Here is a 17,236-nt window from a genome sequence, read left to right as displayed (position 1 = left end):
GGGTACCTGCCACGCGCAAAGGGCAATCGTGCACGGGTGCAGGGCAATGCACCGGCGGTTGCGTTGATGCAACCGAGGACATTCCGGAATGCCATTGACGGGGCAATTCGGTAGGCAGCACACCATGCCCAGGAAACCAAGAATGGGAGCGGGTGAAAAATACCCCGGGTGCGTTCGCGCAGCCAGCGGAGCGGATCGATGCCGCCGCGCCGGTGCCGGGCCCAGTAGATCGTGTCGATATCTCGCACAATTCACCCGATGTCATATGCTCCCCACAGGAAGCTCCGGCGGGTATTCATGGAGCCTTCTGGAAAGGAACGAGACGTGGGTCCAGAAAGCGGACCGGCGGCATCGGCGCCCTCGGATTCCTCCGGGCGGGCGCCGGCCGCGGGCAGCAGGGGGCTGGGCCGTGTGGTGCACGGGCGGGATCGGGAGCTGCGGGTCATCGGAGCGTTCGCGACCGGCCTGGACCCGACGACCCTGGTCGTGAGCGGTCTCAGCGGTATCGGCAAGAGTGCGACGGTGCTCGCCGCGCTGCACCGGATCGGCGCGCAGACGTCGGCGGTGCGCGTCGTGCGGTCGTGCTCGTCGCGTCCGTATGCGCACGACCTGGTGGGCCGGGACCGCATGGACCTGGCGAAGCACGCCGGGCCCGCGGACCCGGGACCCGGCTACGAGATCGACGCCACCGGCCTCCTGGAGGCGGTGGCCGCCGGCATCGGGCTCGCCGCCACCGGCCCCCGCGTGCTGTTCGTCGACGACGTCGAGGTGCTCTCGCCCAGCCGCGCCGCGTGGCTCCAGCAGCTCGGCGACGTCGCGTACGAGCGCGACTGGCGGGTCGTGGTCGCCGCCCGGCGCATCGCCCCGGGCCGGCTGCCGGACGACGTCGAGGTGCTCGACGTGGACCCGCTGGACGAGCGGTCGCTGCGCCTCCTGCTGGACACCGAGCTCGGCCTGCCGGTCGCCGCCGACGTCGCCGGCCGCCTGCTGCGGTGGAGCGCGGGCAACCCGCGGATCGCGCTGGAGCTCGCCGACGGGCTCAGCCCGGCCCAGCAGCGCGGCGACACCGAGTGGCCGGGCCCGCGCACCGTGGGACCCGCGGCCCGGCGCGCGTACCGGGACCTCCTGGACGGGCCGGGCGCCACGGAGGAGGCGGGTTCGGACCGCTACCCGCTGCTGGCCCTGCTGCGCGAGGAGCTGGCGGCGACGCCCGCCGACGCCGCCGGGCGGCCCGCGTTCGCCGGGTCCGCGACCGTCGCCGAGGCGATCCTGGACGGCCTGCACCTGGACGACGTCGCCGGGATGGCCGAGGTGGGCGCCGAGCCCCGTGCCGCCGCGCGCGCCGCGGGCGTGACGCTCCTGACGGGGACCACCTGGGCCGAGGACGGCGCCGGGCGGTGGGCGCCGCCCGTGGCCGGCGCCGAGTGGACCGACCACCTGTGGTGGCGGGACCCGGCCGACGTCGACCCCGCGACCCGGGCCGCGGGCCGGCGCGCAGCCGCCGCGCTCGTCGAGCTGGAGCACACGGGCCGGCTCGCCCACCCCGCGACGCTCCGCGCCGACCTCGGCCTGATCGGGGCACGGCCCGACCCGCACTGGGTGGGCCTGTGCGTCCAGGTGCGCGGCCGCCTGCTGCTGGGCGACGCACCGGGTGCGCGCCTGCTGCTGGAGAAGCAGTCGGGCCCGGCGGACGGCCGGTCGGTCGCGGAGGTCGTCGCCCGGGACCTCGCGGCGGCCCGGGTCGCGATGTTCGACGGCCGTGCCGCGGACGCCCGCGCCCACCTCGACCGCGCGACCGACCTGCGGCCCAGCATCCAGGACTGGCTCCCGGTGCGGGGCCTGCGGGCGGCCACGACGGCCATGCTCGACGGGCGGGGGCCCGTGACCGAGCTGCCGACCCGGCCCGGGGCGTGGTCGACCCGCGCGCTCGGCGAGTTCGCCGTGGACCTCGGCACGGCGCACCTCGCCGTGGGACACGTGGAGCACGCCGCCGAGCTCCTCACGATCGGGCTCGAACGCTGCGCCTGGCCCTACCGGGGCCGGGTCCAGGCACGAGCCGACCTGGTCGAGGCCGCCGTGGTCCACGACCGCACCCGGGACACGCTCCCCCGCCAGGTCGCGGCCCTGATCGACCCGCCCGTGCACCCGGACGAGCGGGCCGACGCCGACACCGGCGCCGCGCACGCGCGGATGCGGGCCGTCCTGGCCGGCCGCGGGACCGGCCCCGCCGGCGTCGACGAGTGGCTGCCCGCCTCGCTGTCACCGGTCTCGTCGTGGCAGCGCTTGCGGACGCTGGTCGCCTACGGCCGGTACGGCCTGATCCGGGGCGACCGCGCGAACGCGGAACCCGCGCTCCGCGAGGCCCGGACGCTGGCGCGCCTGGCCGGGGTGCCCGGCTGGGGCCAGGCGATCGACGCCTGCCTCACCGGCCACGACACCCCGGACGAGCGCAGCTGGGACGGGCTCAACGAGGACGAGCGCGAGATCGTCCGCCTGGCGCTGCGCGGCACGACCAACGCGCAGATCGCGGAGATCGCCTACATCTCGCTGCGCACGGTCGCCAACCGGTTCCGCCAGATCTACGCGGAACTGGGCGTGCGCGACCGGCGGGACCTGACCGAGCTGGCCCGGTCCCACCCGCCGGCGTGGCTCGCCGAGGACGCCTGACCGCTCGGGTCGGCGGGGCGGCCTGCCCCGCCGACCCGGCGCCGACTACCCCGCGTCCGCCGCCAGCCGCTGCGCGACCGCAGCCGCCTCGGCAGCCTTGACCTGCGCCTTCTCCGCCCGCCGCGCGGCCTTGGCGGCCCGCTTCGGCGTGCTGCCCTCCGAACGCCGCTCGAACAGGGTGTAGATCACCGGCACCACGTACAGCGTCAGCAGCGTCGACGAGACGAGCCCGCCGATCACCACCAGCGCCAGCGGCTGCGAGATGAACGCCCCGCCGCCCGTGAGGCCGAACGCCATCGGGGTCAGCGCCAGGATCGTCGCGGCCGCGGTCATCACGATCGGCCGCAGGCGCTGGCGCGCACCCTCCCGGACCGCCTCGTCGAGCGGGCGCCCGTCAGCCCGGTACTGGTTGATCAGGTCGATCAGCACGATCGCGTTGGAGACCACGATGCCCACCAGCATCAGCACGCCGATCAGCGCCGCGACGTCCAGCGGCGTGCCCGTCAGCAGCAGCGCCAGCAGGGCGCCCGTCGCCGCAAACGGCACGGAGACCAGCAGGATCAGGGGCTGCCCGATGCTGCGGAACGTCGCCACCATCACGAGGTACACGATGAGGATCGCCGCCAGCAGGGCCAGGCCCAGGTCCGCGAACGCGTCGGCCTGGTCGGCCGCCACGCCGCCCACGCTCACCTCGGCGCCGTTCGGCAGGTCCAGCCCGTCGATCTCCTCGGTCAGGGCCGTGGTCAGCGTGCCCAGGTCCTGACCCGCCGGGGTCACGGCCACGGTCGCGCTGCGCTCGCCGTCCACCCGCGTGACCGACGCCGGGGCCGACACCTCCTCGACCGTGACCAGGTCGCTCAGCGGCACCACGCCCGCCGCCGTCGGCACGTCGATCTTCTCGATCTCGGCCGTCGTGGCCGGCACGTCACCGGCGACGACGACGTCCAGCGACGTGCCGTCGACGTCCACGGTGCCGATGCTCATCTCGTTCATCGCCCCGGCCACCAGGCCGGAGACCGTCGCCTCCGTCAGCCCGGCCTCGGCCGCCGCGTCGCGGTCCACCGTCACCTGCACCGTCGACTGCTCGGCGGCCAGGTTGTTGGTCACGCTCTCGACGCCGTCGAGGTCCGTCACCGCGTCCTCGACGTCGCTCGCAGCGGCGGCGAGGTCGTCGGCGTCGGGTGCGGTGACCACCAGGTCCACGGTGGTGCTGGCGAAGCCGGAGTCGCCGGCTGCGACGGTGACCTCGCCGTCCAGGGTGGCGTCGTCGAGCGCCTCGCGGACGTCGTCCTGCACCACCTCGCCGTCGGCGTCCTCGTCCAGCGTCATGGCGAACGACGCGCTGCTCCCGCCGCCGCCCATGCCGAAGGCGGCGGCCATGCCGTCGGCCGACCCGACCGTGGTCTGCACGGTCGCGATGCCGTCGACGCCGGCGAGGACGTCCTCGACCTCCTTGGCCGCCGCGTCCTGATTCTCCAGCGACGTGCCCGGCTCGAACTCCTGGGTCACCGACAGCGTGTCCTGTCCGGCGGCCCCGATGAAGTTGGTCTCCATGCGCGGCACCAGCGCGAGCGTCCCGCCCAGCAGCGCGACCGCGACCGTCAGCGTGACCGCCGGGTGGCGCAGCGCGGCCGCGAGCGACGGCACGTAGGCGCGCTGCCAGACGCCACGGCGCTCCTTGAGCTCGGCGGCCTCGCGCATCGCGACGCCGCCGTCGGCCGAGACCGGCACCTTGATGAACCAGTACGCGAGCACCGGCACCACGACCAGCGCGACGACCAGCGAGGCGCCCATGGCGATCGCCACGGTGACGGCGAACGGCTGGAACAGCTCGCCCGCCATGCCGCCCACGAGCGCGATCGGCGCGAACACGGCGATGGTGCAGACCGTGGAGGCGGTGATGGCCGCGCCCACCTCGCGGACCGCGGTGACGATGGCGTCGACGCGGTCCTCGCCGTAGGACAGGTGCCGCTTGATGTTCTCGATCACCACGATCGAGTCGTCCACGATGCGCCCGATCGAGATGGTCATGGCCGCGAGCGTGAGGATGTTCAGCGTGTAGCCGGTCAGGTTCATCGCCGCGAACGTCACCGCCAGCGACAGCGGGATCGAGATCGCGGAGACCAACGTGGCCCGCAGGGAGGCCAGGAACACCAGGATCACGAGCACCGCGAACAGCAGGCCGAGCCCGCCCTCCGTGGTCAGGCCCTCGATCGACTCCTCGATGAACGGCGCCTGGTCGAACGTGACGGCGGTGCTCACGCCCGCGTCGTCGAGCTCGTCCTGCACGTCGGCCAGCACGTCCTGCACGGCGTGCGACACGTCGACCGTGTTGCCGTCGGGCGTCTTGGTCAGCGCGATCGCGAGGGAGGGTTCGCCGTCCAGCCGCGAGAAGGAGGTGGGCTCGACGTCCTTGACGCTCACCTTGGCGACGTCGCCCAGGTGCACGACGGCGGCGGGGCCGGCCTCGGCGGCCGGCGCCTCGCCGGCCGGCGCCTCACCGGTGGCGCCCGGGGCGCCCGCGGCCGCGCCTGCGCCGGCCGCGCCGGCCCCCGCCGCCCCGGCCGCGCCCGATCCCGCGGAACCGGCGGACGGGACGATCGGCAGCTTCTCGAGCTCCTTGACGGTGCTGACGGTGGTGCCGACCTGGACGCTGCTCGTGCGGCCGTCCTCGGTGACCGAGCCGACCGGCGTGACCGTGCCGTTGTCCTGCAGCAGCGACGAGAGCTGGGCGGCGGTGAGGCCGGCGGCGGCGAGCTTCTCGTCGTCGGGCTCGATCACGACCTGGCGCTCGGTGGTGCCGGTCACCGTGACGTCGCGGACCTCCGCGATGCCCGAGAGCTCGGGCACCAGCACGGAGTCGATCGTGTCGGTCAGCTCCCGCTCGCTGCCGTCGCCGGACACCGCGAGCTGCACCACGGGCAGGTCGTCGAACGAGCCGGCCATGACGTCGGGCTCGACGTCGTCCGGCAGGTCCGACAGGCCCCCGACGGCGGAGGTCATCTCCTGGCTGGCCGCGTCGATGTCGGTGCCGTACTCGAGCTCGACGGTGGTCATCGAGACGCCGGTGGAGACCGTCGAGGTCACGCCCGTGACGCCGTCGATGCTCTCGACCGCGGTCTCGATCGGGTCGGTGACCCGCTCCGCGACGAGCTCCGGCGAGGTACCGGGGTAGACCGCGGTGACCGCGACCACGGGCACGTTCAGGGACGGTATGAGTTCCTGGCGGAGCTGCCCCATGCTGACGATGCCGACGACGAAGACGGCGATCGTCGCGAGTGCTACCAGAGCACGGTTCGCGAGCGATATCCGGGCAAGACGAAACACACTTCCTCCAGGTCTGGGGTATACGCGCCGGGGTCCACGACTCCGTCGGCGCAGTATTTTGCCTAACGCAAAGGATCACGCCCGGGTTCCCGCGACGCAACTCCGGTTCTCGCGCCGGCCCGGGACCACTAAAGTCACCCCGTGACCGACGTGACCCGCGCGCAGCTCGCCGCCGAGCTCGCCGACCTGCACCACCAGCTGGGTGAGGCGTTCTTCGCCTCCCGGCTCCGGCCCCTGCTGGAGACGGATCTCACGGTGCAGCAGCTCAGAGCGCTGGCCCTGGTGCAGGTGGATCGCGACTCGACGCCGCAGCGGCTCGCCGAGGCGCTCGGCGTGTCCGCCGCGACGGTCTCCGGCATCCTCGACCGGCTCACGGCCGCCGGGATGGTCGTGCGCACCCCGGACCCCGACGACGGCCGGGTACGTCGCGTGACCAGCACGGAGAAGGGCAGCGAGGCGATCCGGCGCATCGTCGCGCTCGAGGACGACCTGCCGCCCGACCTGGTCGACCTGCTCGACGTCGACGACCTCCGGGCACTCACGCAGGGCACCCGCGCCCTGCTGGAGGCAACCCGCCGCCTGGCCCCCTGACAGCCTCGTTGAGTGCTGGGTATCTGCGCTTCCGCAGCCCGCAAGAGCGCAGATACCCAGCACTCAACGACGTCGTGGTGGTCAGGCGTGGCGGCGCGCGGTCTCCGTGGCCAGGCGGTGGAGCAGCGCCCGGGCCTCGGGCGGGCCGGTGACCTCGATGTGGTCGGCGAACTGGAGGAGCTGCCGGGCGGCCTGGACCTGGGCGTAGACGACGGTGATCGGCACCCGTCCGGCGTCGTCGGCCGGTCCCACGGTGCGCAGGCGTGAGCCCAGGATGCGGCGGGCCAGGTCCACGGTGCCGGCGTCCAGGAGCGCCTCGACCGTCATCCCGCGCCGGGTCTCCAGTGCCTCACCGAGCCCGCGCGCGACGTCCTCCAGGGCGACGTCGCGGACCCGGCGCGGCTCGTCGAGCAGCGCCCAGCGGTCCAGCCGTGTCAGCGCGAACAGCCGGGGCGCCGCGTCGACGTCCGCGACGAGGTACCAGCGGTCGACCCGCAGCAGCAGCCCGTACGGGTCGACCACCAGGTCCGCGGCCGACCGCTCCCCGCTGCGGCGGTAGGTGACGCGCAGCCGCCGGGCCTGGCGCAGGTCGCGCGCGAGCGCGGCGACGTCGGGGGCCTCGTGCGGCTCCCGCGGCGCGAACCAGGCCCGGTTCTCCACCGTGACGACGTCGGCGAGGGAGAGCGGCGCCGCCCCGGACCGCGCCGGGGGCGCGCCGGGCCGGATCGCGAACTTGCCGACGGCCGCCCGCGCCGCCGTCTCCGCGCCGAGCGCCTTGGCACGTTCGAGGTCGACGCCGACGGCGCGGAGCACGTCGGCCTCCGACGTGGTGAGCCGGCTGAGGTCCACCTGCTGCCCCGGGAGCAGGCTGATGCCGCCGTACTTCCCGCGCTCGGTGAGCACGGGGATGTCGGCGTCGACGAGCTTCTGGACGTCGCGCAGCACCGTCCGCGTGGACACGCCGAACTCCTCCGCGAGCGCCTCCGCCGTGGTGTGCCGGCGTGCCTGGAGCGCGCCGAGCAGGCCGATGAGGCGCTGTGCCGAGCCCACTTTTCTCTCCGGTCGGTCGTTGGCGGATTGAACCTGACAGGTTCTGTCACCTTATCGCGCGAGCGTGGGTCCGTCGCCGAACGTCGGCGACACCCCGGAAGGAGCAACCCATGCCCGCGCCCAACCTCTTCCTCGTCTACGTGTCCGACGTCGAGCGCGCCACGGCGTTCTACGCCGACCTGTTCGAGATCGAACCGGTCGTGCGCACGCCGCGCTACGTGCCCTTCGAGATCGCGCCCGGCGTGCTGTTCGCGCTGTGGAGCGGCCACACCGAGGGCCTCTCCGCGCAGACGCCGCGGTCGTTCGAGGTGGGCCTGATGGTGTCCCGGTCCGCGGCGGCCGTCGACGACGTGTACGCGGCGTGGGTCGCGAAGGGCGTCACCGTGGTCGAGGAGCCGCACGACGAGGTCTTCGGGCGCACGTTCGTGGTCGCCGACCCCGACGGCAACCTGATCCGCGTCTCGCCCACCGACTGACCGGTCGGCGGTCCCGCGCCGCCGTCGTGCCGACCGCACGACGGTGGCGCGCCGCGCGCGCGGGCCGCACGTAGGGTGTGTGCCGTGCCGGACACCACCGCCCCTGAGCCGTTCGCCCCGCAGGCCGCGCCGGAGGCGATCGAGGACCTGCGCGCGCGGCTGCGGGCGACCCGCTGGCCCGACGCCCCCGAGGACGTCGGGTGGTCGCTGGGCACCGATCTCGACTACCTCCGCGAGCTCGTCGCGTACTGGGCGGACGGGTTCGACTGGCGCGCCCAGGAGGCGGCGCTGGCCCGGCTCCCCCGGTTCCGGACGCCGGTCGGCGGGCTGGGGATCCACTTCGTGCACGCCCGCGCCGTCGCGCCGTCCGGGCCTGTGCTGCCGCTGGTGCTCAGCCACGGCTGGCCGGACTCGTTCTGGCGGTACTCGAAGGTGGTGCCGCTCCTGACGGACCCGGGCGCGCACGGCGCCGACCCGGCCGACGCGTTCGACGTCGTGGTCCCGGACATGCCGGGCTTCGGCTACTCGGACCGGCCGGCGGGCGCGCCGCTGAGCTCGATCGCCGTCGCCGGGCTGTGGGCCTCGCTCATGACGGTGCTGGGGTACGAGCGGTTCGGCGCGGCGGGCGGCGACATCGGCAGCCACGTGAGCCGGTACCTGGCGCTGGACCACCCGGACCGCGTGGTCGCCGTGCACCGCACCGACGGCGGGCTGCCCGTGTTCGCGGGCGACCCGGCGACGCTCCAGGCCGAGGAGCGCGCGTGGTTCGCCGAGACCGCCACGTGGAGCGCGACCGAGGGCGCGTACGGCGCCATGCACCGCACCAAGCCCCAGACCGTGGCCGCCGGGCTCACCGACTCGCCCGCCGGGCTCGCGGCGTGGATCGTCGAGAAGCTCCGGGCCTGGAGCTTCGGCGACCTGGAGGACGCCTACACCCGTGACGAGATCCTGACGAACATCACGATCTACTGGCTCACGGGCACCATCGGCTCCTCGATGCGGATGTACCACGCCAACGGCGCGATCCCGGCCCGGCAGCTCACGCGCCGCGTCGAGGTGCCGTCCGGGTTCTCGCTGTTCCCGGGCGACATCGTGCGCCCGCCGAGGGCCTGGCTGGAGCGGACCGCCCACACCGTCCGCGTGACCGAGCCGGAGCGCGGCGGCCACTTCGCGGCGTTCGAGGAGCCGGAGCTGTACGCCCAGGAGCTGCGCGACTTTTTCCGCCAGTACCGCCCGGCCTGACGCACCTGACAGCGCCCGACGGCCCTAACAGCGCCCGCCCGGTCGGCAGTTTGTCGCACGAACTCGGCAGTGTGCATCGAGGTCGGCACAGGCTCGTGCCGACCTCGATGCACACTGCCGACCGGCCGAGCCCGCTCAGCGAACTGCCGACCAGCCGGGCCACGCCCAGCAGGCTGCCGAACTCGTCACCACTCCGCCGACGCGCCCCGGGGCGACACCGTCCGCGGCACGCCCCAGGGGTTGTCGTCGCGCAGCGGCGCGGGCAGCAGCTCCTGCGGGGCGTCCTGGAACGTGATGCCGCGCAGGAACCGGCCGATCGCGGCGGTGCCCACCGACGTGCCGTCCGTCGTCGTCGCGGGCGACGGCCCCCCGTGCTGCATCGCGGGCGTCACGGCCACACCCGTCGGCCAGCCGCCGAGCAGCACCCGCCCGGCGTACCGGCCCAGCGCCGCCACGAGCGCGCCCTGCTCCGCGCCGGTCTCCCCGGCGCCCAGGTGGAGCGTGAGCGTGAGGTTCCCGGGGAACAGCTCGCCGACGACGGCGGCCAGGTCGGACCTGACCGGGTACTCCACGATCACGGAGAACGGCCCGAACACCTCGTCGAGCAGCGCCGGCCCGGCGGACCGGAGCGCCTCCAGCGGCACCGAGACGAACGTCGGCGTCACCCAGGCCTGCCCGTCGGCGTCGCGACGGAACGCGCCGGAGCGCACCACGCGGACGCCGTCCGCGCCCAGCACCTGCGCCACGCGCCGCTCGTAACCGTCGGCGATCGACGGGTTGAGCAGCCGGTGCTCGGGCACGTCGGCCGCGGCGGCGACCACGGCGTCGTCGTACGCCGTGCCCTCCGGGACGAGCAGGAAGCCCGGCTTGGTGCACAGCTGGCCGGCCGAGCCGGAGACGCTCGCCACGAACCCGGCGAGCAGCGCGTCCGCGCCCTCCGCCAGGGCCGCCGCCGAGACCAGCACCGGGTTGACGCTGCCGAGCTCGCCGAAGAACGGGATCGGGTCGGGCCGCGCGGCGGCCCGGGCGGCCAGGAGCTGCCCCACGTGCTGCGACCCGGTGAACGCCGCGGCCCGCACGGCCGGGTGCTCCAGCAGGGCCACGCCCGCGTCCTGGTCGGTGACGAGCTGGAGCGTGTCCTCCGGCAGCCCGGCCTCGACGAGCGCGCCGGCCACGATGCGGGCCGTGCGCTCCGACAGCCAGGGGTGCCCCGGGTGCGCCTTGACGATCACCGGGCAGCCCGCCGCGAGCGCCGCCGCGGTGTCGCCGCCCGCCACGGAGAACGCGAACGGGAAGTTGCTGGCCGCGAAGTTGAGCACGGGGCCCACGGGCCACAGCGCGCGGCGCAGGTCGGGGCGGGGGCCGAGCACGAAGTCGGGGTCGGCCTCGTCGATGCGGACGTCGAGGTAGGCGCCGTCCTCCACGACGCGGGCGAAGAGGCGCAGCTGCACCTGCGTGCGCCTGAGCTCGCCGCGCAGCCGCGCCTCGGCGAGGCCGGTCTCCACGTGGGCGGTGGCGACGAGCTCGTCGGCGTGGTCGCCGAGGGCCGCGGCGGCACGGCGCAGGCCGTCGGCGCGGGTCGCGGGGGTCACCTGGGCCAGCCCGGCGAACGCCTCGGCGGCCCGGCGGGCCACCTCGTCGACGGTGCGGTCAAGGTCGGACGCCGCGGTGGCGGTCATAGGGCTCCTCATCGAAAAAGGCGGGTCAGAAGACGAAACCCGTGGGGAACGGGTCGCTGGGGTCGAGCAGGTAGTTGGCGGTGCCGGTCACCCAGGCCCGCCCGGTGATGGTGGGCAGCACGGCGGGCAGGCCCGCGACCGTCGTCTCCCCCACCAGGCGGCCGACGAACCGGCTGCCGATGAACGACTCGTTGACGAAGTCGGTGTCCAGGGCCAGCTCGCCGCGCGCCCAGAGCTCGGCCATGCGGGCCGACGTCCCCGTGCCGCACGGCGAGCGGTCGAACCAGCCCGGGTAGATCGCCATGGCGTGCCGGGAATGCTTGGCGTCCGAGCCGGGGGCGATCAGCTCGACGTGGTGGCAGCCCTCGACGCCGTCGAGCTCGGGGTGCACGGGCTTCGCCGTCTCGTTGACGGCGTCCATGATCGCGAGCCCGGCGGCGAGCAGGTCCTGCTGGCGGTCGCGGTCGAACGGCAGCTTGAGGTCGTCGAGGTCGACCAGGGCGTAGAAGTTGCCGCCGAACGCCATGGAGTAGGGCACGGTGCCGTAGCCGGGCACCTCGACGGTCTGGTCGAGGGCGGTGACGAAGCTGGGCACGTTCTCGATGGTCACGGCGTCGGCGTGGCCGTCGCTGACGGCGACCTTCGCGACGACGAGCCCGGCGGGCGTGTCGAGCCGGATCTCGGTGACGGGCTCGACGACGTCCACCATGCCCGTCTCGACCAGCACCGTGGCCACGCCGATGGTGCCGTGGCCGCACATGGGCAGGCAGCCGGACACCTCGATGTAGACGACGCCCCAGTCGCAGTCGGACCGCGTGGGCGGCTGCAGGATGGCGCCGCTCATCGCGCCGTGCCCCCGCGGCTCGTCCATCAGGAAGTGCCGCAGCTCGTCCATGTGCTCCATGAAGTACAGCCGCTTGTCGTTCATCGTCTCGCCCGGGATGGGGCCGACGCCGCCGGTGACGACGCGCGTCGGCATGCCTTCCGTGTGCGAGTCGACGGCGGTGATGGTCCTGCTGCTGCGCATGTCGCTCCTGTGCTCGGTCCGGACGAGGTCAGCGCGAGGCGATGTAGCTGAGCGCCGCCTCGGTGTCCTTGCGCACCTGCGCCTCGTGCTCCGCGGACAGCGGGCCGCGCGGCGGGCGGGTGGGCCCACCGTAGCTCTGCCCGGCCATGTCGATCGAGAGCTTGATGGCCTGCACGAACTCGGTGCGCGAGTCCCAGCGGAACACGGCCACGAGGTGGCGGTACAGCTCGCGGGCCTCGTCGATCTTGCCCTCGGTGACCAGGGTGTAGATCTCGACGGCCTCGCGCGGGAACGCGTTCGGGTAGCCGGCGAACCAGCCGACGGCGCCGGCCACGAGCGACTCGAACAGCAGGTCGTCGGCGCCCGCGATGACGTCGAGGTCCGGGGCCAGCTCCTTGATCTCCAGCACGCGGCGCACGTCGCCGGAGAACTCCTTGACGGCCACGACGTTCTCGAGCTGGGCGAGCTCGGCCAGGATGCTGGGCGTGAGGTCGACCTTGGTGTCGATCGGGTTGTTGTAGATCATGATCGGCAGGCCCACCTCGTTCACGGCGGCGTAGTGCGCGATCACCTCGGAGCGGTTGGCACGGTAGATGGTCGGCGGCAGCAGCAGCACGCCGTCGGCCCCGTCCTCGGCGGCGAGCTCGGCCCAGTGCTTGGCCTGGTGCGAGCCCACGCCGTGCACGCCGGCGACGACGAGGCCCCGGCCGTCCACCGCCTGGACGGCGGTCTGGATCACCTTGCGGCGCTCGTCGTCGGTGAGCGAGGAGTACTCGCCGAGCGACCCGTTCGGGCCGACGCCGCGGCAGCCGTTCTCGATGAGGAAGTCGCAGTGCGCGGCGAACTTCTCGTAGTCGACGGCCAGCCCGGCCGGCGCGGACTCGTCCGGCGTGAAGGCGAGGGTGGTGGCGACGATGACGCCGCCGAGGTCGAATCGCTGGTTCATGTCAGGTCTCCTGTGGTTGCGATGCTGTGGGAAGAAGCAGGGGGAAGTGAGGTAGCGGGAGAGGGCAGGGCGGCGAGGTCACCGAGCCGCACGGGCACCGCGACCGGACGGCGGTCGACGCCGGGCGCGGCTCCGGCCGCGCCGTCCGGGGCGTCGTCCGCCGCCCCGTCCGCGGCGTCGCCGTCGAGCAGCTCCTGGAGCGTCCGGCCGCACATGCGCGCCTGGCAGGGGCCGAGCCCGGCGCGGCTGGTGAGCTTCACGGAGCGGGTCTCGCGCGAGGCGGTGAGGTCGACGACCTCGCGCACGCGGCCGTAGGTGGTCTCCTCGCAGCGGCAGACGACGGTGTCCTCGCGCAGCCAGCGCACCCACCCGCCGCGGATGCCGTGGGCGGCCTCGATCCGGGCGGCGAAGCCGCGCGCGTGATCCCGGGACCGGACCGCGCGGCCGGCGGCACCGGAGCCGAGGTCGCCCCCGGCCGCGGCGGTGCCGGCGACGGCGCCCTCGGCGAGCGCGGCGTCGGCCCCGCCGATCCCGGTGATCTCGCCCGCGGCCCACACGCCCGGCACGGATGTGGCCTGCGCGCCGTCCACGATCACGAACCGGCTCGGCGCGAGGGCGCACCCGGCCGCGACCGCCAGCTCCAGGCGCGGCGTGAACCCGTGGCTCACGGCGACGGCGTCGGCCTCGACCTGGCGTTCCGTCCCCGGCACGGGCGCCCAGCGGGCGTCGAGCCTGGCGATCGTCACTGCCTCGACCTGGCCGTCGCCGTGCGCGGCGACCACGGCCTCGCCGGGCCGCCACGGCACGCGGTGGCGCACGAGCTCGCCGACGTATCCGGCCAGTTCACCGGCCTTGCCGACGGCGCCGGCCAGCTCCCAGGGGCGGTCCAGCCAGCCACGGGCCAGCGACCCGGTGCGGCTCGCCTCGTGCACGCCGAGCACGGTGGCCCCGGTCCGGAGCAACGAGGAGGCCACGGGCAGCAGGAACGGGCCGGCCCCGGCGACGACGACGCGGCGCCCGACGGCGACCCGCTCCCCCTTCGCCAGCGCCTGCGCCGCCCCGGCGGAGTAGACCCCGGGGAGCTGCCAGCCGGGGAACGGGAGGGTCCGGTCGTGGGCCCCGGTCGTGAGCACGAGGGCGTCGGGCTCGTACGTGCGAGCGTCACGCCCGACGCCGTCGGGCTCCCCGACGAGCACGTTCAGACGGACGCCGCCGTCCGGACGCCCCGGCGACGACACCTGCTCCAGCGACCACACCTGCGCCGTCGGGACCACCGTGACCGCGGGGTGCGCCCGCAGGGCGTCGGCCAGCGCGCGGTACGTGGCCCACCTGTGGTGCAGCAGGTGCTCGCGCCCGGCCGGGCGCTCGTCGGGCAGGTGCCGCCAGTACTGGCCGCCGAGCACGTCCGCGGCGTCGAGCACCGTGACCCGTGCCCCGGCGTCGGCGGCGGCGCGCGCGGCGGCGAGGCCCGCCGGGCCCGCGCCCACGACGAAGACGTGCCGCTCCTGCCCGCTCATCGGGTCGCCTCCGGTCCGTCGTGCTCGTCCGCACGTCCGTCGTGCTCGTCCGCCTGCCCTCCGGGCTCGCCGAACGGCCCGCCCTGCCGCGCCACGACGTCGCCGTCCTGCGCGCGGCGCAGGCAGGCCCGCACGTCGCGCAGGCCGTTGACCTCCACGACGCAGTCGAAGCACACGCCGATCCCGCAGAAGACGCCGCGCGGAGCGGCACTCTGGCCGGTCGAGCGCCACTGGCGCCGTCCGGCGCCCAGCAGGACGCCCGCGATGGTCTGCCCGGCCGTGCCGGTGACGGGCTCGCCGTCGACCCAGATCGTCAGGGGCCGGTCGGGTCCCGGGCGTACCGGGTCGGCGGCGGCCGGGATGCGGCGCGACGTCATGGTCGTGCTCCCTCGTGAGTGCTCTCCGACGTGTCGGTCGCAGGCGTGTCGGACGCAGAGGTCGCCCGAGGGATCTGTACGTCTGACACGTCCGGGGTGGGGCGCAGGGCCTGGAGCGTGGGGCGGTCCGCCGCGTACGGGCGCGGGTCGACGGCGGGTTCCGCGCCCAGCAGACCGGCGGCGATCAGGTCGCCGGTCGCGGGCGCGAGGCCCACGCCCGCGCCCTCGTGACCGGTCGCGAACCACAGCCCGGGCAGCGCCGGGTCGGCGCCGATCACGGGCAGGTGGTCCGGCATGTACGGGCGGAAGCCCAGGTAGGAACGCATCACGTTCGTCTCGGCGAGGAACGGGAACACCGCCACGGCGCGCCGCGCCATCTGGGCGAGCACCTCCGCGCCGAACCGCTCGTCGAAGCCCACCTGCTCCCGGCTCGACCCGATCAGCACGGTCCCGCCGCGCGTCGACTCGATGACGGCGGACGTCTGCAGCTCCGCGCCCGCGGACTGGGTCGCGGCGAAGTAGTCGCCGTCGTACACCTTGTGGTGGATGCGCTGCGGCATCGGCGTGGTCACGAGCACGGTCCCGCGGCGCGGCCGCACGGGTATCCACGAGCCGAGCCGCGTCGCGACGTCCGCCGACCACGGGCCGGCCGCGACGACCACGGCTCCCGCGGCGACGTCACCCTGGGTGGTGGCGACGCCGGTCAGGCGCCCGTCGGCACCCAGCAGCGGCCCGGTCACCTCGATCCCCGTGCGGACGACGGTGCCGGCCCGGCGCGCGGACGCCAGCAGCGCCTCGGCGGCGGCTACCGGCTGTACCTGCGCGTCCTGCGGGTAGTGGATCGCGCCCAGGACGCCGGGCGCGAGGTCGGGCTCGAGCTCGCGGGCCCGGTCGCCGGACACCTCGACGGCCTCGACGCCCGCGGCCCGCTGTGCCGCGGCGAACTCGCGCAGCCCCGTGAGGCCGGCGTCCGAGGCCACCACGACCACGCCGCCCTTGGCGTCGTGCTCAATCGACGGGAACCGGGGGCCGAGCTCGTCGGCCAGCTCGACCGCGAGCGCCGTCCACCGGCGCAGCGACTCCTGGGCGAGCACCAGCTCCGGCCCCGGACCCTTGTCCGAGACCAGCAGGTTGCCCTCGCCGTGCGCGCTCGTGCCGGCGGCCGCGGCCCCGCGGTCGAGCACCACCACCGAGGCACCCGCGAGCGCCAGGGAGCGCGCGCACGCGGCGCCCACGATCCCGGCGCCGACGATGACGACGTCCGCAGCCACTTCCACCCCCTCCATCGCTCCGCTGTCCCTTGTCCCTGTGTCTCTCCCGGGCCCGCGGCCCGGCCGCCGGGCTGACCCGGCGCTACCGCTCAGTCCTCGGGCTTGCCCGCCCACGTGCCGAGCGAGTGCCCGATGTGCCGCTCCATCAGCGCCTTGGCGCCGGGGCCGTCGCCGGCCGCGAGCAGGTCGAGCAGCTCGTGGTGCTCCTGGGCGGAGGCGGCCAGCGTGCCGCCCGCGACCATCGTCGAGAGCCCGAGCAGCCGCGCGCGGTCGCGCAGGTCGGCCACGATCTCGCCGGCCACCGGGTTGCCCAGCAGCCCCATGAGCCGCAGATGGAACGCCTGGTCCGCCTGCAGGTACGCGATGAGGTCCCCCGTGCGCGCGCCCTCGACGATCTCGTCGGCGAGCGCCCGGAACTCCCCGAGCTGCCCCACGGGGAACGACTTGGCGAGCCGCTCCATCCAGACGGGCTCGATCACGAGCCGGACGGCGGCGACGTGCCGCAGGGTCTGGTCGCTCACGCGGGTGACGCGGAAGCCCTTGTTGCGCACCGCCTCCAGGAAGCCGCGCCGTTCCAGGTCCAGCACCGCCTCGCGCACCGGGGTCGCGGACACGTCGAAGCGTGCGGCCAGCGTCGGCACGGAGACCAGCTCGCCGGGCTCCAGCTCGCCCGCGACGATCGCCGCCACGAGGGCGCGGTGAACCTGCTCGCGCAGGCTCGCGACCGGGGGTAGACGACGGACCGACGGGGTCGGTGAAACTGAGCTCATGGTGCTCTCCAGGGGTGCCAGGCTTCGACAGTAGAATATTACACACGACAGGAAACCCGTCGTCAATGCCGCCAGAGGGTACCTGAGCGCGGGCCGGTTCGCCGGTCTTTCGCCCGCCAGAACTGGCGTCATCCCGCCGAAACGCGACGTTTACAATCACCCCATCGACATCCCTGTACCGTCTCAGTAACATATCACGCATCACATATCGAAGGCTGGCCACGTCGACGACGACCGTGGCCGCGCCGGGGCCGTACCGCAGACCACCCGACGCACCTGCGTCACTGATCGAAGGG

General features: G+C 74.5%; 13 protein-coding genes. 4 read left to right on the top strand and 9 right to left on the bottom strand.

Annotated elements, in window-relative coordinates; translation table 11 throughout:
• Positions 1-324: 324 nt before the first annotated feature.
• The gene (locus tag ACZ7LE_RS18920) at positions 325-2,667 is read left to right on the top strand and encodes a helix-turn-helix transcriptional regulator (RefSeq protein ID WP_470404792.1); all 2,343 of its coding nucleotides are present in this window, start codon (positions 325-327) and stop codon (positions 2,665-2,667) included.
• Between the two features lie 45 nt (positions 2,668-2,712).
• On the opposite strand, the gene ACZ7LE_RS18915 is transcribed toward ACZ7LE_RS18920, so the two are convergent.
• A complete protein-coding gene (locus ACZ7LE_RS18915; RefSeq protein ID WP_470404791.1) occupies positions 2,713-5,994 on the bottom strand; it encodes an efflux RND transporter permease subunit in 3,282 nt (1,093 codons plus the stop codon).
• 141 nt (positions 5,995-6,135) lie between these two features.
• On the opposite strand from ACZ7LE_RS18915, the gene ACZ7LE_RS18910 reads away from it, so the two are divergent.
• A complete protein-coding gene (locus ACZ7LE_RS18910) occupies positions 6,136-6,585 on the top strand; it encodes a MarR family winged helix-turn-helix transcriptional regulator (RefSeq protein ID WP_470404790.1) in 450 nt (149 codons plus the stop codon).
• Between the two features lie 81 nt (positions 6,586-6,666).
• On the opposite strand, the gene ACZ7LE_RS18905 is transcribed toward ACZ7LE_RS18910, so the two are convergent.
• On the bottom strand, positions 6,667-7,635 hold the full coding sequence (locus ACZ7LE_RS18905; RefSeq protein WP_470404789.1) for a helix-turn-helix transcriptional regulator: 969 nt from the start codon (positions 7,633-7,635) through the stop codon (positions 6,667-6,669).
• Positions 7,636-7,745: 110 nt separating this feature from the next.
• On the opposite strand from ACZ7LE_RS18905, the gene ACZ7LE_RS18900 reads away from it, so the two are divergent.
• Both ACZ7LE_RS18900 and ACZ7LE_RS18895 read left to right on the top strand, forming a co-directional pair.
• Positions 7,746-8,111, top strand: coding sequence for a VOC family protein (locus ACZ7LE_RS18900; RefSeq protein ID WP_470404788.1), 366 nt, complete (start codon positions 7,746-7,748; stop codon positions 8,109-8,111).
• Positions 8,112-8,195: 84 nt separating this feature from the next.
• A complete protein-coding gene (locus ACZ7LE_RS18895; RefSeq protein ID WP_470404787.1) occupies positions 8,196-9,353 on the top strand; it encodes an epoxide hydrolase family protein in 1,158 nt (385 codons plus the stop codon).
• Between the two features lie 185 nt (positions 9,354-9,538).
• Here ACZ7LE_RS18895 and ACZ7LE_RS18890 read toward each other — a convergent pair whose 3' ends face one another.
• From ACZ7LE_RS18890 to ACZ7LE_RS18860, 7 genes are all read right to left on the bottom strand, one after another.
• Positions 9,539-11,032 (bottom strand): aldehyde dehydrogenase family protein, encoded by a 1,494-nt coding sequence (locus ACZ7LE_RS18890; RefSeq protein WP_470404786.1) that lies wholly within the window; start codon positions 11,030-11,032, stop codon positions 9,539-9,541.
• A gap of 25 nt (positions 11,033-11,057) precedes the next feature.
• A complete protein-coding gene (locus tag ACZ7LE_RS18885; RefSeq protein ID WP_470404785.1) occupies positions 11,058-12,059 on the bottom strand; it encodes a proline racemase family protein in 1,002 nt (333 codons plus the stop codon).
• A 28-nt stretch (positions 12,060-12,087) separates the two neighbouring features.
• Complete coding sequence (locus ACZ7LE_RS18880; protein ID WP_470404784.1) at positions 12,088-13,005, bottom strand: dihydrodipicolinate synthase family protein; 918 nt, start codon at positions 13,003-13,005, stop codon at positions 12,088-12,090.
• Positions 13,002-14,522 carry an FAD-dependent oxidoreductase gene (locus ACZ7LE_RS18875; RefSeq protein ID WP_470404783.1) on the bottom strand — a complete coding sequence of 507 codons (1,521 nt, stop codon included), beginning with the start codon at positions 14,520-14,522 and terminating at the stop codon, positions 13,002-13,004. Before ACZ7LE_RS18875 ends, ACZ7LE_RS18880 begins: the two co-directional genes overlap by 4 nt.
• Positions 14,519-14,899: a (2Fe-2S)-binding protein gene (locus ACZ7LE_RS18870; protein ID WP_470404782.1), complete on the bottom strand. Its 381-nt coding sequence runs from the start codon at positions 14,897-14,899 to the stop codon at positions 14,519-14,521. Before ACZ7LE_RS18870 ends, ACZ7LE_RS18875 begins: the two co-directional genes overlap by 4 nt.
• Positions 14,896-16,170 carry an NAD(P)/FAD-dependent oxidoreductase gene (locus ACZ7LE_RS18865; RefSeq protein WP_470404781.1) on the bottom strand — a complete coding sequence of 425 codons (1,275 nt, stop codon included), beginning with the start codon at positions 16,168-16,170 and terminating at the stop codon, positions 14,896-14,898. Before ACZ7LE_RS18865 ends, ACZ7LE_RS18870 begins: the two co-directional genes overlap by 4 nt.
• Positions 16,171-16,259: 89 nt before the next feature.
• The gene (locus tag ACZ7LE_RS18860) at positions 16,260-16,940 is read right to left on the bottom strand and encodes a GntR family transcriptional regulator (RefSeq protein ID WP_377231611.1); all 681 of its coding nucleotides are present in this window, start codon (positions 16,938-16,940) and stop codon (positions 16,260-16,262) included.
• Positions 16,941-17,236 lie beyond the last annotated feature (296 nt).

The sequence above is a fragment of the Promicromonospora sp. NPDC110617 genome, assembly GCF_055598465.1.
This window is presented reverse-complemented; position numbering and strand designations above follow the sequence as displayed.